19 protein-coding genes are annotated in these 21,939 nt (G+C 66.2%); 6 read left to right on the top strand and 13 right to left on the bottom strand.

The window, feature by feature from the left end; all coding sequences use genetic code 11:
- Positions 1 to 71 precede the first annotated feature (71 nt).
- From THL1_RS08330 to ptsP, 3 genes are read right to left on the bottom strand one after another with little or no spacing between them, the layout of a single operon-like run.
- Positions 72 to 1,817: a PTS fructose-like transporter subunit IIB gene (locus THL1_RS08330; protein ID WP_069082827.1), complete on the bottom strand. Its 1,746-nt coding sequence runs from the start codon at positions 1,815 to 1,817 to the stop codon at positions 72 to 74.
- The gene (pfkB, locus tag THL1_RS08325; protein ID WP_069082826.1) at positions 1,814 to 2,770 is read right to left on the bottom strand and encodes a 1-phosphofructokinase; all 957 of its coding nucleotides are present in this window, start codon (positions 2,768 to 2,770) and stop codon (positions 1,814 to 1,816) included. Before pfkB ends, THL1_RS08330 begins: the two co-directional genes overlap by 4 nt.
- Positions 2,770 to 5,631 carry a phosphoenolpyruvate--protein phosphotransferase gene (gene ptsP / locus THL1_RS08320; RefSeq protein WP_069082825.1) on the bottom strand — a complete coding sequence of 954 codons (2,862 nt, stop codon included), beginning with the start codon at positions 5,629 to 5,631 and terminating at the stop codon, positions 2,770 to 2,772. Before ptsP ends, pfkB begins: the two co-directional genes overlap by 1 nt.
- Before the next feature lie 204 nt (positions 5,632 to 5,835).
- Between ptsP and cra the strand changes: the two genes are divergently transcribed.
- Positions 5,836 to 6,816: a catabolite repressor/activator gene (gene cra / locus THL1_RS08315; RefSeq protein WP_069082824.1), complete on the top strand. Its 981-nt coding sequence runs from the start codon at positions 5,836 to 5,838 to the stop codon at positions 6,814 to 6,816.
- A 40-nt stretch (positions 6,817 to 6,856) separates the two neighbouring features.
- On the opposite strand, the gene THL1_RS08310 is transcribed toward cra, so the two are convergent.
- Together THL1_RS08310 and THL1_RS08305 are read right to left on the bottom strand one after the other, a co-directional pair.
- A complete protein-coding gene (locus tag THL1_RS08310) occupies positions 6,857 to 8,179 on the bottom strand; it encodes an APC family permease (protein ID WP_069082823.1) in 1,323 nt (440 codons plus the stop codon).
- 87 nt (positions 8,180 to 8,266) lie between these two features.
- Positions 8,267 to 9,082, bottom strand: a complete 816-nt coding sequence (locus tag THL1_RS08305; protein ID WP_069082822.1) for a carbon-nitrogen hydrolase family protein — start codon at positions 9,080 to 9,082, stop codon at positions 8,267 to 8,269.
- Between the two features lie 134 nt (positions 9,083 to 9,216).
- Here THL1_RS08305 and THL1_RS08300 point away from each other — a divergent pair, with 134 nt between their 5' ends.
- Positions 9,217 to 10,005 carry a helix-turn-helix transcriptional regulator gene (locus tag THL1_RS08300; RefSeq protein ID WP_069082821.1) on the top strand — a complete coding sequence of 263 codons (789 nt, stop codon included), beginning with the start codon at positions 9,217 to 9,219 and terminating at the stop codon, positions 10,003 to 10,005.
- Between the two features lie 371 nt (positions 10,006 to 10,376).
- Here the strand turns inward: THL1_RS08300 and THL1_RS08295 are convergent, their stop codons facing one another.
- From THL1_RS08295 to THL1_RS08275, 5 genes are all read right to left on the bottom strand, one after another.
- A complete protein-coding gene (locus THL1_RS08295) occupies positions 10,377 to 10,640 on the bottom strand; it encodes a DUF2790 domain-containing protein (protein WP_069082820.1) in 264 nt (87 codons plus the stop codon).
- A gap of 178 nt (positions 10,641 to 10,818) precedes the next feature.
- Positions 10,819 to 11,730 carry an HlyD family secretion protein gene (locus THL1_RS08290; RefSeq protein WP_069082819.1) on the bottom strand — a complete coding sequence of 304 codons (912 nt, stop codon included), beginning with the start codon at positions 11,728 to 11,730 and terminating at the stop codon, positions 10,819 to 10,821.
- A 7-nt stretch (positions 11,731 to 11,737) separates the two neighbouring features.
- On the bottom strand, positions 11,738 to 11,938 hold the full coding sequence (locus tag THL1_RS08285) for a DUF1656 domain-containing protein (protein ID WP_069082818.1): 201 nt from the start codon (positions 11,936 to 11,938) through the stop codon (positions 11,738 to 11,740).
- Positions 11,928 to 14,147: an FUSC family protein gene (locus THL1_RS08280; protein WP_069082817.1), complete on the bottom strand. Its 2,220-nt coding sequence runs from the start codon at positions 14,145 to 14,147 to the stop codon at positions 11,928 to 11,930. Before THL1_RS08280 ends, THL1_RS08285 begins: the two co-directional genes overlap by 11 nt.
- A 9-nt stretch (positions 14,148 to 14,156) precedes the next feature.
- Positions 14,157 to 15,665 carry an efflux transporter outer membrane subunit gene (locus THL1_RS08275; protein ID WP_069082816.1) on the bottom strand — a complete coding sequence of 503 codons (1,509 nt, stop codon included), beginning with the start codon at positions 15,663 to 15,665 and terminating at the stop codon, positions 14,157 to 14,159.
- Between the two features lie 179 nt (positions 15,666 to 15,844).
- Between THL1_RS08275 and THL1_RS08270 the strand changes: the two genes are divergently transcribed.
- The gene (locus tag THL1_RS08270) at positions 15,845 to 16,801 is read left to right on the top strand and encodes a LysR family transcriptional regulator (RefSeq protein ID WP_069082815.1); all 957 of its coding nucleotides are present in this window, start codon (positions 15,845 to 15,847) and stop codon (positions 16,799 to 16,801) included.
- Positions 16,802 to 17,053: 252 nt separating this feature from the next.
- Here the strand turns inward: THL1_RS08270 and THL1_RS08265 are convergent, their stop codons facing one another.
- A complete protein-coding gene (locus THL1_RS08265; protein ID WP_069082814.1) occupies positions 17,054 to 17,968 on the bottom strand; it encodes a LysR family transcriptional regulator in 915 nt (304 codons plus the stop codon).
- Between the two features lie 120 nt (positions 17,969 to 18,088).
- Here THL1_RS08265 and THL1_RS08260 point away from each other — a divergent pair, with 120 nt between their 5' ends.
- Positions 18,089 to 18,688, top strand: coding sequence for a short chain dehydrogenase (locus THL1_RS08260; RefSeq protein WP_069082813.1), 600 nt, complete (start codon positions 18,089 to 18,091; stop codon positions 18,686 to 18,688).
- Between the two features lie 7 nt (positions 18,689 to 18,695).
- On the opposite strand, the gene THL1_RS08255 is transcribed toward THL1_RS08260, so the two are convergent.
- Positions 18,696 to 19,091 (bottom strand): DUF488 domain-containing protein, encoded by a 396-nt coding sequence (locus THL1_RS08255; RefSeq protein WP_069082812.1) that lies wholly within the window; start codon positions 19,089 to 19,091, stop codon positions 18,696 to 18,698.
- 69 nt (positions 19,092 to 19,160) lie between these two features.
- Here THL1_RS08255 and THL1_RS08250 point away from each other — a divergent pair, with 69 nt between their 5' ends.
- A complete protein-coding gene (locus THL1_RS08250) occupies positions 19,161 to 19,832 on the top strand; it encodes a COG3650 family protein (RefSeq protein WP_069082811.1) in 672 nt (223 codons plus the stop codon).
- Between the two features lie 71 nt (positions 19,833 to 19,903).
- Complete coding sequence (gap, locus tag THL1_RS08245; RefSeq protein WP_069082810.1) at positions 19,904 to 20,902, top strand: type I glyceraldehyde-3-phosphate dehydrogenase; 999 nt, start codon at positions 19,904 to 19,906, stop codon at positions 20,900 to 20,902.
- 81 nt (positions 20,903 to 20,983) lie between these two features.
- On the opposite strand, the gene THL1_RS08240 is transcribed toward gap, so the two are convergent.
- Positions 20,984 to 21,889, bottom strand: a complete 906-nt coding sequence (locus THL1_RS08240; protein ID WP_069082809.1) for a DMT family transporter — start codon at positions 21,887 to 21,889, stop codon at positions 20,984 to 20,986.
- Positions 21,890 to 21,939 lie beyond the last annotated feature (50 nt).

The following is a 21,939-nucleotide window of genomic DNA, read 5'->3' as shown; positions in this document are numbered from 1 at the left end:
CGTGTGCACCAGCAACCCCGCAGCGGGTCGCGGTGCGCGCAGCGCACCCTACGAAGCCCGCGCCCGCCGCCTCAGACGGCCCGTTGCGACTCCAGCACCATCTCCTGCTCAGCACCGCGCTTGAGCAGCGCGTAGAGCACGCCGGTCACCAGGCTGCCGGCGACTATCGCCAGCAGGTAGAGCAGCGCATGGTTGATGGCGTTGGGGATCAGCAGCACGAACAGGCCGCCGTGGGGCGCCATCAGTTTGCAGCCGAAGTACATGGACAGCGCGCCGGTCAGCGCACCGCCCGCGATGCTGGCGGGGATCACCCGCAGCGGGTCCTTGGCGGCGAAGGGAATGGCGCCCTCGGAGATGAAGCACAATCCCAGCACCAGCGCGGCCTTGCCCGCTTCGCGCTCGCTCTGGGCGAACTTGCGGCGCATCAGCAGCGTGGCGATGCCCATGCCGATCGGCGGCACCATGCCGGCGGCCATGGTGGCGGCCATGGGCGCGTAGCTCTGGGACGCCAGCAGGCCCACGGAGAAGGCATAGGCGGCCTTGTTGATGGGGCCGCCGAGGTCCACGCACATCATCCCGCCCAGCAGCAGGCCGAGGAGGATGGCGTTGGAGGTGCCCATGTTGTCGAGGAAATGGGTAAGGCTGGCGAGCATGCCGGCTACCGGCTTGCCGACGATGTAGATCATCACCAGGCCGGTGAACAGGCTGGAGAGCAGCGGGATGATGAGGATCGGCTTGAGCGCCTCGACGCTGGGCGGCAGCGTCAGATGGCGGTTGATGGCCCTCGCCGAGTAACCCGCGAGGAAACCCGCGACTATGCCGCCGATGAAACCCGCCCCGAGGGTGCTGGCCAGCAGGCCGCCGATCATGCCCGGCGCCAGGCCGGGACGGTCGGCGATGGAGTAGGCGATGTAGCCCGCCAGCAGCGGCACCATCAGCTTGAACGCCGCCTCGCCGCCGATCTGCATCAGCGCGGCAGCCAGGGTGCCCTCCTCCTTGAACGCCTCGATGCCGAAGACGAAGGACAGGGCGATCAGCAAGCCGCCCGCCACCACCATCGGCAGCATGTAGGAAACCCCGGTCAGCAGATGCTTGTAGGCGCCCTTGGGTTCAGCCTTGGCCTTGCCCGCCGGGCTGTCGCCGCCCGCCCTGAGTTGCAGTACCTGGCCCTCGCTCAGGGCGCGCTTCAGGGTTGCCTCGGACTGTTTGAGCGCAACGCCGGTGCCACAGCGGTAGACCTTCTTGCCGGCGAAGCGGGCCGTGTCCACTTCGATATCGGTGGCCAGCAACACGGCATCGGCAGCGGCGATGGCTTCCGGGCTGAGCGGGTCGCGGGCGCCCACCGAGCCCTGGGTTTCCACCTGCAGGTCGATGCCCTGGCGTTGGGCCGCCTGCTTCAGCGCTTCGGCGGCCATGAAGGTGTGGGCCACCCCGGTCGGGCAAGCGGTGACGGCGACGATTCGCGGACGTGCGCCAGCCGCGGGTGCAGCCGCCGGCGCCTCGTTCACGTGTTCCTTCGCCTCTACGGCGGCGCGCAGCAGGAAGGCTTCGCTATCGCGCAAGGCTTCGCTGGGCGTGGCGATGAACAGGCGCTTGCCGGCGAAGCGCGACAGGTCCAGCTCGCCGCTGCGCACCACCAGAACCCAGTCGGCGGCGTCCAGGGTGGTGGTGGAAAGCTGGCTCTCCGGATGTTGCGGGTCCACGACTTCGACGCTGGTGCTCCAGCCCAGGCGTTGGGCGGCGGCATCCAGCAGGCGCGCACAGAGCACGCTGGTGACCATGCCACTGGGGCAGGCGGTGACTATGGCAAGTTTCATCGGGGCACCTCTTGTTGTTCTGGCAGCGCCTGGACCAAAACGGCGCTTTCGAGCTGTTGCAGTTGCATGGCGTCGTTGATGCCGAAGCCCACCTGAGTCACCGCCTGGGCGGCGATGGCAGTGGCGTGGCGCAGGGTATGCAGCGTCGGCCAACCGCTGAGCAGGCCGTGAACCATGCCGGCCAGCAGGGAATCACCCGCGCCCACCGTGCTGGCCACGGTGACCTGCGGAGGCTGGGCATGCAGGGCGATGCCGGGGCCGAACCAGTTCACCCCGTCAGCGCCCTGCGAAATGACGATGTGCTCGATGCCGATCGCCAGCAATTGACGGGTTTCCTCGTGCTGGGCCTCCACGCTGGCCAGGGCACGTCGACCGATTTCGGCGAGCTCGTCGGTATTCGGCTTGATCAGCCAGGGAGCGGCAAGCAGGCCGGCGCGCAGCGCTTCGCCGCTGGTGTCCAGGGCAACCTTGAGACCATGGCCCTTGAGCCGCGTGATCAGGTCGGTGAGAAAGTGCGGTTCGACACCCCGGGGCAGGCTGCCGGCCACCACGACCAGGTCGTGCCCCGGCGCGAGGCTGTCCAGCCTGAACAGCAGCTCGGCCTGGGCAACCGCGCCTACCGCCGGGCCGGGACCATTGATATCGGTCATCCGACCGTCGGCTTCCGCCAGCTTGATATTGCTGCGGGTTTCCCCCGGCACGCGGACGAAGCCGTCGACGAAGCCGCGGCGGGCGAACAGCGCCTCGAAGGCTGCGGCATTGTCAGCGCCGAGAAAACCGGACACCGTCAGTTCGTGGCCGAGATCGGCAAGCACCTGGGCGACATTCAGCCCCTTGCCGGCAGCGTGGCTGGCCTGTTCCAGGCAGCGGTTCACCTGGCCGGCGTCGAGGCGTTCCAGGCGCAGGGTGAGGTCCAGCGCCGGGTTCAGGGTGAGGGTGAGGATTCGGGCCATCAGAAGCGCTCCGCCAGTTCACGCACGGCCGCTGCGCTTTCCAGGGCCAGCGCCTGGTCGGCCAGTTCACGGGCAGCGGTGAGAGTGAACTCGCGCACCCGCGCCTTGACCTCGGCAATGCCGCCAGCGGACAAGCTCAACTCGTCCACTCCCAGCCCCACCAGCAACGGCACCGCCAGCGGATCACCGGCCAGCTCGCCGCAGACCCCCACCCATTTGCCCTGGCCATGGGCCGCGCGCACGGTGAGGTCGATCAGTTGCAGCACCGCCGGGTGCAGGCCGTCGGCCTGGGCAGAGAGCGTCGGGTGACCACGGTCGATGGCCAGGGTGTATTGGGTCAGGTCGTTGGTGCCGATGCTGAAGAAGTCCACTTCACGCGCGAGCACCGGGGCGATCAGCGCCGCCGAAGGCACCTCGACCATGATCCCCAGTTGCAGGTCGGCCTGGGGAATCTCCGCCGCCACCTTCAACGCCATGTCGCGCGCCTGCCGCCACTCTTCAACGGTGCCGATCATCGGGAACATGATGCGCAGAGGACGGCCTTCGCTGGCGCGCATCAGGGCGCGCAACTGGGTTTCCATCAGGTGTGGCCGTTGCAGGGTCAGACGTACGCCACGCACACCGAGAAAGGGGTTTTCCTCATCCGGAACCGGCCAGTAGGGCAAGGGTTTGTCACCGCCGACATCCAGGGTGCGGGCCACCAGCGGGCGCCCCTCGAGGGCGTCGAACACGCGGCGATATTCGGCCTCCTGGGTGGCCAGGTCCGGCGCCTGCGGATGCGCCATGAAGATGAATTCGGTACGCAGCAGGCCGACGCCTTCGGCACCCTGCGCCACGGCTTTGGCGGCACCGGTGCTATCGCCCAGGTTCGCGCAGATTTCCACCCGCAGACCGTCGCGGGTCAGTGCCGGCTCCAGCTTGTGGGCATCGGCCAATTGCAGACGGCGCTGGCGGCCCTCCTGCTCCTGGCGGGCACGTTCCAGTTGCTCGGTATCCGGGGTCACGATCAGGCGACCACGCTGGCCATCCAGCAGCAGCCGCGTGCGCGGCTCCAGCAACAGTACGCCGGCACCGGCGCCCACCAGCGCCGGAATGCCCAGGGCGCGCGCGACGATGGCGCTGTGGGAGGTGGCACCTCCACGGGCAGTGAGAATACCGGCAACGCGATTGCGATCGAGGCGCGCAACGTCCGAAGGCGCCATCTCGTCCATGACCAGGATGTAGGGCTCGTCCGGCTCGGGCGCATCTTCCGCGCCACAGAGCTGCGCCAGCACACGGCGGCCGATGTCGCGCAGGTCGGCGGCGCGCTCGGCCAGCAACGCATCGTGCAGGCTCTCCTGCTGGGCGGCGGCGCTTTCCACCACCGTCATCCAGGCGGCGGCGGCGCTTTCACCCTGCTTGAGGCGGGCGTCCACCTCGTCACCCAGCTCCGGGTCGGCGAGCATTTCCAGGTGGGTGATGAAGATCTCGCGGATGGCCTTGGCTTCGCTACGCAGCACCAGCGCCTCGATCTCGCCACGCACATGGCCGATGGCCTGTTGCAGGCGCTCACGCTCGACACCGGGCGACTCGCCACGCAGCGGATAGTCGAATTCCTTGTGCAGGTGGATATGCGCCGGGCCAACGGCAATGCCGGGGGCGGCGGGCACAGCCAGGACCTGGCTACCCTGCGCCGGGGCGGTGGGGGGCAGGTCTTGCGGTTCATCGTCCACCACCTGCACGTCGCTCACCGGCAGGGGTTCGATCTCTTCGCCCAGGCCTTGCTCGATGGCCGCCTTGAGCGCCGGCAGCGCGGCTTCGGCTATGGCCGGCTCGGCGAGGATTTCCAGCACCTGGCCACGACGAATGCCCAGGCTCAGCAACTTGCTCAGGCTCTTGGCGGAAACAGCGGCCGCGCCACTGTCGGCGATCCGCAGGCGAATGTCGCCGTCGAAGGTTTTGGCCAGCAGTGCCAGCTCCTTGGCCGGCCGCGCGTGCAAGCCATGGGCGTTGGCCAGCGCCAGGCGCAGGCTGGGCCAGTCAGGCTGGATTTCGCCGCCCAGGGCTTCCAGCACGGCGCGCCGCTGGGTAGCACGGGCCAGCTCGCGGCCACGGCCTTCAATGAGCAATGCGCAGAGCCGCTCCAGCAGGGCGAGGTGGGTATCGCCCAGACTGGCCAGGCAGAACAGGCCATTGAGCGGCTGGTCGAGGTAGCGCAGCGGCTTTTCCGGGGTGAGGTAGGCCAGCCCCGGGCGTTGCACGGCCTGGTCACTGTGCAGCCACCAGAGGCCGTCCCCGAGCGGCAGCGGTTCGCCCTGCAACAAGGCGGCGGCAAAACCGCCGCCCACGCATTCGGCACGGCGCAGCAGGCGGGCGCCTTGCAGCACCAGCTCGTCATAGTCTTCCACGGCTACGCCGAGGCCGATCAGTTGGTCGTCCAGGGCCAGCTCCTGGGGCGCACTCTGCAGCAGTTTGAGGATGTCTTCCGGGGTTTCGGCACGGCGCAGTTCACAGCCAAGGTCCGCCTCGCCGAGGGCACGGGTGAGTATCTGCAGAAGGCGCAGGTGTTCATCGGATTTGGCAGCAATGCCGATGGCCAGGTAGACGAGCTGCCCGTCACCCCAGTCCACGCCGTCGGGGAACTGCATCAGGCGCACGCCGGTGGTGAACACCAGGTCACGGGTCTGCGGGGTGCCGTGGGGAATGGCGATGCCCTGGCCAAGGTAGGTGGCGCCCTGGGCTTCGCGAGCCTCCAGACCAGCCAGGTAACCCGATGCCACCAGCCCATCGCCCTCCAGCCGCTCGGCAAGCATCCGCAACGCGGACGCCTTGTCCGCCGCAACCAGGCCCATGGAAATCTGCCCTGCGGTCAGTTCGAGCATCGCATCACCTCTCCGGGCCTTGCGCCCTTCTTATCGTTGTCACTTGCCATCAGCGGCGCCGACCAATCGTCTTAACAATTGGCTAAAGCGTAGACAGAGCGCCTGCTGAAACGTTTCACTAAACTGAGCAGGCACGTTACTCGATAATCTTCGATTCTTGAAGCCCGCCCGATGAAACAGATCCGTATAACAGGAGTCGTCAACTTGAAACTCAGCGATATCGCCCGCCTGGCCGGTGTTTCGGTGACCACCGCCAGCTACGTGATCAACGGCAAGGCCGCGCAGAAGCGCATCAGCCCGGCGACCGTGGAACGCGTCCAGGCCGTGGTGGACGAGCATGGTTTCAAGCCCAACCCCCAGGCCGCCGGCCTGCGCAGCCGGCAGACGCGCACCCTGGGTTTCATCCTTCCGGACCTGGAAAACCCCAGCTACGCCCGCCTGGCCAAGCTGCTGGAACAGGGCGCGCGAGCGCGGGGTTATCAGTTGCTGATCGCCAGCTCCGACGACGAGCCGGACAGCGAACGGCAACTGCTCAAGCTGTTCCGCGCACGGCGCTGCGATGCGCTGATCGTTGCCAGCTGCCTGCCGCCGGAAGACGACAGCCTGGAACAGTTGCTGGACGAAGGCCTGCCGGTGATCGCCGTCGACCGGGTGCGTAGCCCACAGCGCTTCTGCGCGGTGGTCAGCGACGATCGCCAGGCCAGCCTGCAACTCACCCTCAGCCTGCTGCAGCCCACGCCACGGCGTATTGCACTGCTCGGCGCACGACCCGACCTGCCCATCAGCGCCGAACGCAGCGCGGGCTTTCATGACGCCCTGAAAGGCCTCGATTGCGACGTGCTGGAACTCCAGGGCGAAGACTTCAGCCGCGAATGCGGCCAGCGCCTGATGGCCGAGCTGCTGCAGCAAGGGGAGCTGCCGGATGTGCTGATCACCACCGCCTACGTGTTGCTGGCCGGCGTGCTGGACGCATTGCGCGAACAAGGCAGCTGGCCCGAGCGGATGCGCGTGGGCACCTTCGGCGATACGCAACTGCTGGACTTCCTGCCGTTGCCGGTGAACTCCATGTACCAGCAGCACGAGTTGATCGCCGATCAGGTGCTGGGGCTGGCGATCAGGGCGGTGGAGCAGGAACTGTATGAGCCGGGGGTGATAGGCGTCGCGCGCAAACTCAAGGAGCGCTGACATTGCCCTCCCCCCGAAGACGGGAGAGGGCGGAGGCCGATCAGGCCTCTTCGAAGCTCAGTTCCGGCGGTTGGCGACGGAACCCGCCGGTGATCCAGCCGAGGTAGATCACACCAAGCGCCAGCCAGGACAGGCCGAGGAGGATGGCCAGGTGGTCCAGGCTGACCATCAGCCAGAGGGTCGCCAACATGCCCGCCAGGGGGAACAGCAGGAACTGCACCAGCTCGCGCGGCCCACGGCGTTCACCGTTCAGCCAGTAATGGAAGATCACCGAGAGGTTGACCAGGGTGAAGGCCAGGAAGGCGCCGAAGTTGATGAACGAGGTCGAGGTGGTCACGTCCATATGCAGCGCCAGCAGAGCCACCGCGCCGCAGAGGACGATGCTGCCCACCGGTGTGCCGAAACGCTCGCTCAGGCGGCCGAACAGCGATTGCGGCAGCACGCCGTCGCGGCCCATGGCAAACAGCAGGCGCGACGCGCTGGCCTGTGCCGACAGGCCCGAGGTGAACTGGCCGACGATCAGGCCGATGAGGAAGATCGACACGAACACATCGCCGCCAATATTGCGGGCGATTTCATAGGCGGCCGAATCGGCGCTCTGGAATTCGGTGGACGGGTGGGCCAGCTGCACGAAGTAGGAGGTGGCAATGAAGATCAGGCCGCCGACCAGCGTGATCAGCAGGATGGCACGCGGAATGGTGCGCCGCGGGTCGTGGGTTTCTTCGGTCAGGGTGCTGACCGCATCGAAGCCGAGGAAGGAATAACAGGCGATGGCCGCGCCGCTCATGATCAACGGCAACTGCATGCCTTCCTTGAGGAAGGGTTCCAGGGACCAAAGCGGCGTGCTCGCATCGCCCAGCACGTAGTGCACACACAGTACGACGAAGGCCACCAGCACCAGGAACTGCACCAGCATCAGCGCACCGTTGATGTTTTTCGCCAGGCGCAGACCGACCACGTTGATGACCGTGGTTACGCCGATGAAGGCCAGCACCCAGAGGGCCTGGGGCACGGCCGGGAACGCCGAGTGCAGGTAAGCGGAACCGATCAGCCAGATGGCCATGGGCAGGAACAGGTAATCCAGCAACACCGCCCAGCCGGCGAGGAAGCCCAGCTTGGGGTTGATCGCCTTGCGCACGTAGCTGTAGGCCGAGCCGGCTACCGGGAAGGCCGCGGCCATCCGCGCATAACTCAACGCCGTGAACAGCATGGCCACCGACGCAGCCAGATAGGCGGCCGGCACCGCGCCGCCGGTGGTGTCGGCGAGGATGCCGAAGGTACCCAGGACAATGATCGGGGTCATGTAGGCGATGCCGAAAAGCACCACCGACCCCAGCGACAAGGTGCGCTGAAGATGAGCCATTACTGCTACTCCGAATTGTTGGTTGTTGTGGCAGAGCCGAAGTCGGCATGAAGCGGCCGCCCTGCGTAGGGGGCGGCCGGACAGACATCAGGAAATCAGCAACTCGCGACGGCCGTCGGCGTGGTCGATGCGCTCGCCCGGCAGCACCAAGCGGCGCTCGTCCAGGTAGCGGTAGTCACGTCGGGCCGCGTCGAGGCGGGTCATGTCCAGCTCGACGATCTGCCGGCACTCTTCGCGCCCGGCCTCGCAGAGCAGTTGGCCGAAGGGGTCGACCACCGCGCTGCCGCCAGCGAATACGAGGCCACCATCCCCCTCGCCCACGCGGTTCACCATCACCGCGTAGGCCTGGTTTTCCATGGCACGGGCCATGATCGCGGTGCGGTGGGTGGGGCCATAGGGGTCCATGTTGCCGTTGGTCACCAGGATCAGTTCGGCGCCCAGTTGGCCGAGGGCTCGGGCGCTCTCGGGGAACTCGATATCGAAGCAGATCAGGATGCCGACGCGGACACCTTTCCACAGCGCCGTGGCGTAGCGGTCCCCGGGGGTGAAAATGCCGCGATCCGAAGCCCAGAGGTGGGTCTTGCGGTAGCGCAGTGCAATGCCTTCGGGGGTGATCAGCAGCGTGGTGTTGTAGAAGGTGCCGGCGTCGTTCTCGGCTACACCGACCACCACCGCCACGTTGCGCTCACGTGCGGCGCGCTGCACGGCCTGCACGCTGGGGCCGTCCAGCGGCTCGGCAACGGCGGCGACGTTCTCTTCGGTGGGAAAGCCCATCAGCTGGGTTTCCGGGAAAACCACAAGGTCCGTATCCGGTGCACAGGCGGCAATGGCCCGAAGGGTGCGTTCGAGGTTGTAGGCAGTGTCGCCGTCACGGCCGGCGAGTTGGACGAGTTCGACCTTCATGGGTGCTCCTGGTTCTTGTCAGCGGGCGGGCAAGCGTCACAATGCTCGGCACCCGCCCTGGCATGTCCGGAGTATGGAATGTGCCGGGGCCTGGAGTAATTACGCGGGCGTGGTAACCCATCGGGGGTAGAAACATGAATCCAACCTTGCAGGACATCGCCTGGCACCAGGCCATCGGGCGGCTGGTCGAACAGCTCGACCGCCCCGGTTTCTGGCTCGCCCTGGTGCGCCTGCTGGAACAGTATGTGCCCTTCGACAGCTGGGTCGCCCTGCTCTTCAGCGATGGCCGCCCGCAGGTCTTCGCCGAGTGCCCCGGCGCTGATGGTGGGCCCGACCCGCTGTTCCAGGACTACCTGCACGGGCTCTACCAGCTCGACCCGTTCTACATCGCCAGCCGCGAGCACAACGCCGGCGGACTGTTCCGCCTGGCTGACGTGGCCCCCGAATGCTTCGAACAGACCGACTACTACCAGCGCTACTTCCGCCTCAATGTGGTGGCCGACGAAGTGCAGCTCAACATACCGCTGGCGCTGGATCGCACCCTCTGCCTGTCCCTCGGTTCGCGCCAGCCGTTCACGCCGGAGCAACTCGCCCTGCTCGGCCTGATCCAGCCCTGGGTCGCCGGGTTGATGCGCCAGCGCCTGACCTTCGAAAAAGAACTCATGGCCAGCCCGCCGCCCCCGGCGCCGGCCTGGGAGGATCAGTTGGAATCAGCCGGGCAGAAGGTGGAAACCGCCCTCACCGCCCGCGAACTGGAAGTCGGCCGCCTGATGCTGAGCGGCTGCTCCAGCAAGGAGATCGCGCGCAAGCTGGATATTTCCGCGGAGACGGTGAAAGTCCACCGCAAGCACATGTACAGCAAGCTCGGGATCAAGTCCCAGTCGGAGCTGTTCAGCCTGTTCCTGAAGGCGCAGAAGGGGTGAGGGAGTTCGCTTTTCTGTGGGGGCGAATTCTCCCCCGTGCACAAGGCCGCCCCCTTTCGCCAGGTCTGGACCGTAGGGTGCGCTACGCGCACCGATTCCGGGATCGGCGTCGGCACCACGTCAAACCGCCGGTGCGCACAGCGCACCCTACCGGATCGGCTTCATCCTGCTAGCCCGGGCATTCGAATCGTCACAGGCAGAGCCGGTGACTCATGACCGCGTCCTCAGGACGTGGTTTCCCAAGTTCAAATGAATTCGCCCCCACAGGGATTTGCCACCTGAACATCTCCGCGATAACGCCATCATCCAGAAACGAAAATGCCCGACTTTCAACAGCCAGGCATTCCATCGAAACAACCTTAAATTATCAATCAGCCGTTACTGCAACCCTGGCCAAAAACAACATATTCCAGGCGATGAATGTTGCCCTGGTGATCTTCGTACGTCATATACGCCGGAACCACGCCACAGACATCGGGTATTTCACTGCGGGAAATAACCCTGGCGATATCCAGTTCCATTCCGTAGTGATACTGCTCGATAACGAGCTTACCGGCGACAGCAGGTTCCGCCTGCTCTTCAGCCAGGGCGAAGGCAGACATGCCGGCAAGCGCCAGCAAGGCAAGAGCTTTCATTGGATAGTTCCCGAGTGCTTTGAAGTTGAAACTTCGACCAGCTCTCCACGAACTGGTCGAAGGTACAGCGCAACACCTTTCGGTGATGTTTACGGCAGCAAGCGCCTCGTCGTGGGAGGCGGGATAATTTTATTGGCCGGAAAACTTTCGAAACAGCGCCAGTTGCAACAAGGACTATTTACTGGGCAAACAACAATCCATTGAGAAAACCCGAGGTTTCCGGCTCCGTGCCCTGCTCGCCGACCACTACGGTGCAGGTCATGCCGGCGGCCAGCAGCACGCCCTCCGGCACCTCGTCCAGGTGGATACGCACCGGCACCCGCTGGGCCAGCCGCACCCAGTTGAAGGTGGGATTCACATCGGCGATCAGTTCGCGGCTTTCCGGGTTGTCGCGGTCGTAGATGCCGCGAGCAATGCTGTCCACATGGCCGAGGATGCGCTCGCCACTCATCAGTCGCAGCTCGGCGCGGTCGCCCACCCGGATGTGCGGCAGACGCGTCTCTTCGAAGTAGCCGTTGACGTAGAAGGACTGGTCATCCACCAGCGCCATGCTGGCTTCGCCGCGCTCCGCGTAATCGCCCTTGTAGACGTTGAGGTTGGTGATGTGTCCGGCCACCGGTGCACGCACTTCGGTACGGGCCAGGTTGAGCTTGGCGGCATCCAGCGCGGCAACGGCGGCCTGGTACTCGGCCAGGGCGGCCGCGGCCAGGTGACCCGCGTCTTCGCGGCTCTCGCGGGAAACCACCAGGTCGTCCATGTCGGCGCGGCGGTCGGCGTTGACCTTGCGCATATCCAGCGCGGCCTTACGCGCAGCCACCAGGGCTTCAGCCTGCTTCACCGCCACTTCGTAGTGGGACGGGTCGATGCGCAGCAGCAGGTCACCGGCCTTGACCTGCTGGTTGTCGCGCGCCGGTACGTCCACCACCAGCCCCGCCACATCCGGGGCGATGTTGATCACGTCGGCGCGCACACGGCCATCGCGGGTCCAGGGCGAGTCCATGTAGTGCTGCCAGAGGGTGCGCACCAGCACGACCGCCAGCGCGAGGATAAGCAGGGTCGCGCCGACACTGATGATTCGTTTCAGGGACATGGGAGCCTCAACGGTAAATGGTCAGCGCCAGGGCGCCATACAAGCAGGTGAACAGGCCGACCCGCAGCAGCGCCGGGTGCCAGGCGTGGCGGTACAGACCACACCAGGCGAACAGACGGTCCAGCGCCCAGCCCAGCAGGAAGGCCACCAGGAACAGCAGGGTCAGGCTCGGCATGTAGACGCCGTGCAGGGCGATCTCACGCGGCATGGGCAACTCCTTGCAGGTGGGCGGGCGCCTCATCGCCAGCCAGCGGGTTCTGCGGGTCCAGCAACGAGGTGCGGATGAAGTGCAGGTAGCTCTGCAAGCGGCGCAGTGGCGAGGTTTCGAACTGCGGCGCACAGGGCTCTGCAGTGTTGCGCACGCTGTCGATGGCCTGCTCCACGGCAACCAGCGCGCGTTGGCGGTTGGCTTCCGACGGCTGGATGAACAGCCGCACCAGGGCTCGTCCCATGGCGCGGATGGCATTGCGCCAGGGCATGGACTCGGCATAGCAGGACAGCGCCGGCAGGCGTGCCTGCTCCAGGCGCAGTTCGATCACCGCGTGGCCGATCTCCTGCACCAGGAACATCCAGCGCAGCAGTTGGCGCTGCACGTCCGGTCGCCTGGCGGAGTACAGGTAGGCCTGGTTCAGCAGGTCGCGGGTACCGCTTTCGAAGCCGGACACCAGGCCCTTCATCCGGCCGCTCACGGCGCGCACCACGCACATGCGCAGGTCGCGCTCCAGCCGTCGCCACAGCCAGGGGCGGTTGGGGGGCAGAAGCACGGCGGCAGCGGCAGTGGCCAGCGCCATGGAGAGGACGGAAGCGAGGTATTCGTTCAGCACCCAGTGCGGGTCGAACAGGGTCTGGTTGGCCGGCATGGAGGTCATCGCGAACCACACCAGCAGGCCCAGCCCGGCACCCGCCAGTTGCGGCCGTGCCAATAGGTAGGCACCCAGCGCGACCACCGGCGCCAGGGCGCAGCAGAGCAGCGCAAAGCTGTCCAGTTCCGGCAATACCCGGAAGGTCATGAGCATGCCGAGCAAAGCGCCCGAGGCAGCGCCCAGCGTGAGCTGCAATGACAGCCGCCGGGGATTCGACGAGGAGGATGCCAGGGCCGACACCATGCCGATGGTCATGGCGAAGGTGCCGCCACTGGGCCAGGCGGTGGCCATCCAGAACACGCTCAGCAGCAGGATCAGCAGGCTGCTGCGCAGGCCCGCCACGGCAGCGGCAACGGCATTCGCGCGGGGCCGGAAGCTCTCCTTCCACTGTTCGCGGGCATGGTGGTCGTCCAGCAGTGAGGCGTGGGTTTGTGCATAGTTGTGCAGGTCATCGGCGAAGCGATAGAGCAGTTCGGCGGCGGTGTCGTAATCCAGGGTCTGCGCTTCGCTGGGCTGCTGCATGGCCAGTTGTGCGCGGCCAGAGCGAATCAGCTGCATCAATTCCTGCTTGCAGGCCTCCAGGCGCAACGCCAGTTGTGCCGCGTCCGCCTCGCTGCTGAGACGGTCGCGCAGTGGCGCCAGCAGTCGTGACACTTCCGCGAGGCACGGCTTTAAAGCCTCCAGCACTATGCCCCCGTAGGAGCCAGCTCTGCTGGCGAACGCTTCCGGCTCCGAGCCTTCGCGAGCAGAGCTCGCTCCTACCGCCAGGCGGCGGAGCAACTGGTGCAAGCCATGGAAGCGGGTGGAAAGCACCATGAACTCGTTGTTCAACCGCGCCAGGCGCCCGCTGCGCATGCGCATATGCGGGTCTTCGAAGGCGGTGGCGCTGCGCATGTTTTCCAGGCTCACTGCGGCGGCCGCGAAGCGCGCATTGCTGGCATCGAAGCGCGAGGTATCCAGGCCGCCGGCCAGGCCCTCGCAGGCGAAGGCGGCGAAATCGCGGAAGCGCGTGTGCAGGGTGTTGCGCAGGTCGCGGCGGGTGGTTTGCGGCAGGATCAGGCCGTTGACCAGACCGGTGCAGAGGATGCCCAGGCTGATCTCCAGCACCCGCCAGAGCGCGAGCATGAAAGCGTCGTCCGGGTGGGTGGTGGCCGGCAGGCCGATCATCACCGCCGTATAGCCGGCCAGCACGCAGGCGTAGCCGCGAAAGTCGCGATAGCGCGTAGCACCGGCGGTACAGAGGCCGATCCAGATGGCCAGGCAGAGCATGAACAGCACCCGTTCCTGATTGAACAGGGCGATCAAGGCCACCATCACGGTCAGCCCCAGCAGGGTGCCGATGATGCGGTAGAAGCTCTTGGCCAGGACCTGGCCGCTTTGCGGCTGCATGACAATGAACACGGTCACCAGCACCGTACCCGGCTGCGGCAGCTCCAGGCGGTAGGCCAGCCAGAGGGCGAGGAAGGCGGTGAGCAGCGCCTTGAAGATGAAGGCCCAGGTCAGGCCGTCACTGCGCGCCCACTCGGCCAGCGCGCGGTTGAAGGTTTGCACCATGGGGATTCCTCAGGGCTTGGGGAGAAAGCGCAGGCGCAGTTCCTGCGGTGCCAGGCCGGCATCGCTAGGACCGGCAGGCACGGGCAGCACGCCGCCGCCCAGGGCCAGCAGCAGGTCGGCCTGGGCACCGAGCAGCGCCGCACGCACCTGCTGTTGCTGGCGTTGGCGCTGGAACAGGGCCGGTTGGGTGTCCAGCACCGCATCGAAGCCGGTGAGGCCGCGCTGCTGGGCCAGCAGCGCGAGGTCGCAGGTCTTCTGCGCGGCGGCCACCGCTTCGGCGGCCAGGTCCTGCTGCTGGCGAAGCGACTGGATGCGTACCAGGGCATCGGCCACCTGCTGCAAAGCGCCGATCAGCGCCTGGTTGTACTGCTCCACCGCAACGTCGTACCCGGCAGCAGCGGCGCCCAGTTCGCCACGGCGCAGGCCGCCGTCGAACACCGGCAGGCTGAGGGCCGGACCCAGGCCGTAGGTGAGCGTGTCGTAACGGAGGAAATCCAATACGCCGCCCTGGGTAGCGTTGGAGCCAATGCCCCCCAGCAGGTTGACGTTGGGGTAGAAGCCGGCCTTGGCGGCTTCGATACCGCGCGCCTGAGCCGCTACCTGCCAGCGCCTGGCGACCAGGTCCGGTCGGCGGCCAAGCAGCTCCAACGGCAATTGCGCCGGCAATCCCGGCAGGTGCTGCAGGTCCAGGGTTGGCCGCTGCAGCCGCTCGCCCTCCCCCGGCCCCTTGCCGGCCAGGGCCGCCAGCTGGTTACGGCTCAAGGCGATGGATTCGTTCAAGGCATCGATCTGTCGATGGCTTTCCGGCAAGGGGGCTTCGGCGCGGCTGACGTCCAGCCGGGTCCCGATGCCATCACGCAGGCGCTGCTGCGCCAGGGCAAGGATTTGTTCCTGCTGTGCAAGGCTGGACTGGGCGATGTCCTTCTCCGCATGCAGCAGCGCCAGGCGGATGTAACTGCGCACCAGGTTGCCTTGCAGCTCGAGCGCGGCCATGCGCGCTTCGGTCACGGCGACCTGGGCCTGGTCGAGGGCCTGGTGGCTGCGGCTGCGCTCGCGCCCCCAGAGGTCGAGGTCGTAGGAAAAGCCCAGCAGGCTGGTGTTGTTCCAGCTCGTGGTGCGAGCGAGTTCGCCGGGGCCGTAGAAGTAATCATCCGGCCAGCGCTTGCGCTGCAGGTTGGCATCGAGGCTGACCTGCGGCTGCTCGGCGGACTCGACCACCCCGGCCAGGGCTCGCGCCTGGCGTACGCGGGCTGCGGCCATGGCCAGGCTGGGGCTGTTGACCAGCGCCTGATGCATCCAGGTATCCAGCTGCGGGTCGCCATAGGCACGCCACCACTGGGCATCGGGCCAGGCGGCGTCACGCTCGGCGCGGCGAATGGCCGGGCCGGGGTCCAGTTGGGTGGCATCCAGGCGTTCGGCCCGGGGCGCTATGCCCTGACTATCGATACAGGCGGAGAGGAGCGAAACGACGGCGAACAGACTGGCCCGGGCGACGCCGGGCCAAGGATTGCGGTGCACTGCGGCATATCCTGAATGCTGGGTAGCCAGGCATGGGGCCTGGATCGGCGGCGATTCTAGGGCCGGGATTCAAATGCGATAAGACGACGGATAGATGAAGGATTGTGTACTGAATCAGCCATAATCCACCGACATAGTTCGTGACAAAATTTGCGTCCCCTCCCGGGCCAGGACCCTACATGGACATCCTCTTCAACATGCGCGCGTTCGTCTGCGTGGCGGAGACCGGCAGTTTCACCGCCGCCGCCCAGCGCATGGACCTCACCACCTCGTACATTTCCCGCGCGGTGGCCACGCTCGAAACCCACCTGCGTACCCGCCTGCTGCATCGCACCACCCGCCGCATTGCCCTGACCGAAGCCGGCCAGCGCTATCTGCTGCGCTGCGAGCAGATCCTCGGCTACATCGAGGAGGCCGAAGCCGAGGCCAGCGAAGCCCACGCGCGCCCGGTGGGCAACCTGAAAGTCCACGCCATGACCGGCATCGGCCAGCACTACCTGATCAAGGCCATCGCCCAGTACAGCGAGAAGTACCCGGACGTGAGCTTCGACCTGACCCTGGCCAACCGCACCACCGACATCCTCGACGAGGGCTACGACATCTCGGTGGTGATCGCCCAGGAGCTGCCGGATTCAGGGTTCATCTCCAAGCAGTTGGGCACCACCTACAGCGTGCTCTGCGCATCCCCCGGCTACATCGAGAAGAACGGCGCGGCGCGCCTGCCCTCGGAGCTTTCGAAGCACCGCTGCCTGCGCCTGGTGAACAATGTGATGTCCCTGGACAAATGGCTGTTCGAAGGCCCGGACGGCCAGGAGATGGTCAGCGTCAACCAGACGCCCTTCCAGGTGAACACCGCCGACGCCATGACCGAAGCCATCAAGGCCGGGATAGGCGTGGGGGTGCTGCCGGTCTACTCGGCCATCAGCGGCCTGAAGGACGGCAGCCTGGTGCGCGTACTGCCCAATCACAGCCTCTTTCCACTGGGTATCTACGCGCTCTACCCGTCGCGCCAGTTCCTCGATGCGAAGATCCGCACCTGGGTGGAGTTCCTCCGCGAGTTCCTGCCGGAGCGGGTTGCGGCGGATGAAGAGGCGGTGGCGGAGTTCAGCCTGAGGCTGGGCGCACCACGCACCTGATTTTTGGGGAACACCCTTGCAGGGGCGAATTCATTCGCCAAGCAGGCCGAAGGGCTGCCCTTGGGTTTCCAGGCGAGGGGGCGGCCTCCATCACCTGTAGTTCGTAGGTTGTGGCTGAGCTCGGCGAAGCCCAACGATCGGGAAGCGCTTCGCGCGTCATGTTGGGCTTCGTTCCTCAGCGCCAACCTACGGGGCAGCTGCGCTGCCCTTGGCGAATGAATTCGCCCCCACCGGAAAAGCAAAGCTCGCGCCCTATTCCCCTGCCTTGTCCAGCATCTGCCGGCTGCGTTCGAACCAGGCCAGTAGATAGTCCGCCAGCACCTGGGTACGCCGGGGCAATCCCCCTTGCGAGGGGTGCACCAGGAACACTGGAGTCTGGCGCGTCTGGTAGTCGCGCAGCAGCCACACCAGGCGGCCGGCAGCCAGTTCGTCGTAGATCATGTAGGACGGCAGCCGCGCAATGCCGGCACCGGACAGGGCAGCCTTTTTCAACAGGCTGTAGTGGTTGCTGGCCAGCGCCCCCGCCACCTTGACCCGCTCCAGCCGGTGCTGGCGGTGGTAGAGCCACTCCTCGAAGCCACTGTAGTGGGTGTTCAGCAGGCACTGGTGCAGGGCGAGGTCCGACGGCTGCCGGGGCTCGCCGTGGGCCGCGAGGTAGGCCGGGGTGGCGCAGGTGATTTCCTGCAGGGAGAACAGGGGCCGGGCCACCAGGCGCTCATCCACGTCCATGCCGGAACGAATGGCCAGGTCGAAGCCTTCAGCCACCAGGTCGCGGTAGCCGTTGTGCAGGTCCAGCTCGATGCGGATCTGCGGGTACTGCCGGGTGAAGTCCAGCAACAACGCATCGAAGAAGGTCTCCCCCAGGGACACCGGCACCGTCAACCGCGCGCAACCAGCCAATTCCTCCTGCAATCGCCTTACCGACTGCCGCGCCCGCTCGGCCTGGGCGGCCAATGCCTGGGCTTCCGGCAACAGCGCCGCGCCAGCAGCGGTCAGGTCCAGGCGGCGAGTCGTGCGGTGCAGCAGCGAAGCGCCCAGTTCCTGCTCCAATAGACGGATACGCTTGGAGAGTTGGCCCTTGCTGCAGCCCAGCCGTTCCGCTGCGGCGGTGAAGCTGCCAGCCTCCATCAACACCGCGAAGGCTGCCAGATCGTCCAGTTCGCTCATGGGCTATGCCGTCTCATTGTTTCCAAATAAAAACCAAAGTTTTCCAATTGCATGGATTATTAACCACAGACGGCACTCTACACTTATCGGGAAGCAATCGGACAACCCTGGAGCCATCCCATGAAAATCATCCTCGTCGGTGCCAGCGGCACCATCGGCAGAGCCATCGACAACGAACTGAAGGAGCGCCATGAAATTATTCGTGTCGGCCACAGCAGCGGCACGCTGCGGGTGAACATCACCGATTCGGCGTCGATCCGCCGCATGTTCGAGGAAGCCGGCCCCTTTGACGCGCTGATCAGCGCGGTGGGCAAGGTCCATTTCGGCGCGCTGGCGGAAATGGGCGAAGCCGAGTTCGCCATCGGCCTCAAGGACAAGCTGATGGGCCAGGTCAACCTGGTGCTGATCGGCCGCGAGTTCGCCAACGACGGCGCGTCCTTCACCCTGACCTCGGGGGTGCTGAGCGACGACCCGATCCGCTATGGCGCCTCGGCCAGCCTGGTCAACGGCGCCATCGATGCCTTCGTGCGCAGCGCTGCCCTGGAACTGCCGCGCGGCATGCGTATCAACAGCGTCAGCCCGACGGTGATTGAAGAAGCGCTGCCGGGCTATGCGCCCTTCTTCCGTGGCTACAAGGCGGTGCCGGCGGCCGAGGCGGCGCTGGCCTACGCCAAGAGCGCGGAAGGCGCGCAGACCGGGCAGACCTATCGCGTGTGGTAATCAGCGGCTACAGCTCGCCGGCGTAACACACCGGCGAGCTGGGCGGGTCGTTGCGCTCCAGTTCCTCTTCGAGGAACTCCGCCAGCACGACGGCATTGTTATGCACCTCGTCCCTGGCGGCGTAGAGCAGCGTCAGGTTGCCCTTGCGGGCCATCTCCAGCAACCCTTGCCAATGCTCCGGGTGAGCCGCCAGCTCGGCGCGGTAGAGCAGGCGGAACTCGTTGAACAGTGCTGGGTCGTGGCAGAACTGTTTGCGCAGGCCATCGGACGGCGCCACCTCACGCAGCCAGGCCGCCCGCCCGAGGGCATCCTTGCGACAGCCCCGTGGCCATAGCCGATCCACCAGCACCCGATGGCCCTCGTCAACATCCGTGGGTTCGTAGACACGCTTGTACTGGATCATCCGCACCTTCCGCGCTTGAGCTGGGCTGCCTGCACCGGTAACGTGGCCGCTCCCTGAAGGAGACCCCTGATGCGCCTCGCCCGCCCCTTGCTGTTCAGCCTCTTGCCCCTCTTCGGCGCCTGCCAGATGTTCGCCGAGAAAGCCCCCGCCCCTGCCGCCAACCTGGTGCGCCTGCAGGGTGAGCTGAGCGTAGACGCAGGCCAGGTGATGTTCAGCCCTTGTGGCGAAAAACGCCGTTTCACCCTGGTGGACAGCGGCGCCACCGGCCTGCTCCCCGAAGCGGCCAACCTCTCGGTGGACGGCCCCGGCACCCTGTTCGCCGACATCCGCGCGAGCATGGGCGCAACGAAAATGCCGGGCGCCGACGGCCAGCTGAACCTGCATACCCTCTACCGCCTGCAACGCGAGGGCCACGGCTGCCAGGACCTCAATTTCAAGCGCCTGCTGCTGCGCGCCGGCGGCCATGAACCGGACTGGAGCGTCAGTGTCAGCGGCAAGGGCCTGATTCTCGACCGACCCGGTCAACCCTCCCTCGCCCTGCCCTACATGGAAGAACAGCTGCCTGACGGTCGCTTCAACCTGTCCAGCGAAGCCAATGACCAGCGGCTGGAGTTGTGGGTGGCGCCCCAGCGCTGCGTCGACAGCATGAGTGGCACCGTCCAGCACCTGACCGCCGAATTGCGCCTGGACGGCAAGCCCCAGCGCGGCTGCGCCTCCTTTGGTGGCGCCCGCGACGACTAATACTGCGCAGCAGAGGCCCTTCCTCTCCTTCATCGCTACGCTGAGTGAAGGAACAGAGAAAGGAGAACACCATGCTGCGTATCGCCCTGAATGGATATGGGCGCATCGGTCGCGCTCTGGTTCGTGCGTTGTTCGAGCGGGGTCTCGATCAGCGCCTGCGCATCGAAGCCATCAATGACCTCGGCGATTTCGAATCGCTGGCCCACCTCACCCGTTTCGATTCCACCTTCGGCCGCTTCCCCGGCCACGTTCACCTGCACGACGATCGCCTGCAGGTGAACGGCCAGGCCATCCACCTGCTGCGCGAGCGTGACCCGGTCAACCTGCCCTGGGATCAACTGGGCGTGGACCTGGTGCTGGAATGCTCGGGGAAGATGAAGAAACGCGCGCAGGTGGAACAGCACCTCACCGCTGGCGCGCCGCGCGTACTGCTGTCCCACCCGCTGGACAGCGCCGACCTGACGGTGGTCTACGGGGTCAACCACGAGCAACTGGGCAGCCAGCAGATCGTCTCCAACGCGTCCTGCACCACCAACTGCCTGGCACCGCTGGCCATGCTGCTGCACCGCGAGGTGGGCATCCGCAGCGGCCTGGTGACCACAGTGCATGCCTACACCAATGACCAGAACCTGCTGGACAAGAGCCACGGCGATCTCTACCGGGCGCGGGCGGCTGCCGTCTCGATGATCCCCACCAGTACCGGCGCGGCCAAGGCCATCGGCCTGGTCCTGCCGGAACTGGCCGGCCGCCTGGACGGGCTGGCGGTGCGGGTGCCGACACCCAATGTTTCGCTGCTGGACCTGTCGTTCATTGCCGAACGCCCGACCAGCCGCGAGGCGATCAACGCGGCGCTGGAGGCCGGCGCCCCCGATCTGCTGCCAGGGGTGATGGAGTGCAACGCCCTGCCGCTGGTGTCCAGCGACTTCAACGGTCACCCGATTTCCTGCGTGGTCGACCTCAATCACACGCGCGTACAGGGGGATCTGGTGAAGGTGCTGGCCTGGTACGACAACGAATGGGCCTTCGCCAACCGCATGCTGGATGTCGTGCTGACCTGGCTGGCGCCCTGAGGGCCGGCCTCGCGCCCACTGAGCCCTCGGCAATGCCATCGAGGTGCGCGCGGACGTCGTCGGCCGGCCGGGGGTTCCAGCTCAGTCCAGGACGCCGGCCGGCGCCGGCACCGTGCTGCGCCACTGGCTCAGCGCCACCCCGACAAATACCAGCCCGGCGGCCAGCAGTTGTTCGCCGTTCAGTCGCTCACCGAGAAACACCCAGGCGAAGGCCAGGGTGAACACCGGAATCAAGTTGATGAATCCGGTGGCCTGGCTGGCAGGCAGGCGCGACACACCGAAGTTGTAGAGGCCATAGGCGCCCACGGTGACGACGGTGCCGAGGTAGATCATCGCGCCGATGCCCAGCGAGCTGACGGACTCCGGCAGGGGCGAGGTCACCCAGGCCAGCGGCAGGAAGAACAGGCTGCCGATGAAGGCCTGCATGGCCGTGAGGAAGAAGGCTGAATAACGCGAAGACAGGTGCTTGAGCAGCAGGGTGTAGCCGGTGGCGCAGAGCATGGCGAGGAATTCGTAGAAGTTGCCCAGCAGCGGTTGCGGCGCATGGCCGTCTGATTCGCCGGCCAGGCTCAACCAGACCGCGCCGACGACCGCCAGCAGGAAGCCCGCCATGGTGCTGCGGGTAATCCGTTCGTGCAGCAGAGCGTAGGCACCCACGGCCACCAGTAGTGGCAGAAGCGCGGTGATCATGCCGGCCTGGGAGGCGCTGGTGCGCTGCAGCGCCAGGGCTTCGAAGATGAAGTAGAGGCAGGGCTCGCAGGCGGCGAGGCCGAGCAGGTACTTCCAGTCGCCGGGGCGGTAATCGAGGGCACCCCGCCAGCGCCAGGCCAGCAGGAAAATCACGCTTCCGAGGGCCATACGGGCAAAGATCACCCAATGCGGCGCGACCTCCTGGAAGGCCAGCTTGAGGGCGATGAAGGAACTGCCCCACAGCGCCATGGCGAGCACCAGGCAGGCCACCGCCACCAGTCGACCTTGCTGCGCCATGGATGACCTCCGGAGGAAAAGGAGCGCCAGTCTAGGTGGACATTCCCGGC

It is taken from the genome of Pseudomonas sp. TCU-HL1, from assembly GCF_001708505.1.
In the GTDB taxonomy this organism is placed as follows: Bacteria; Pseudomonadota; Gammaproteobacteria; order Pseudomonadales; family Pseudomonadaceae; genus Metapseudomonas.
The sequence above is the reverse complement of the archived record's forward strand: the minus strand, read 5'-3'. Positions and strand labels throughout refer to the sequence as shown.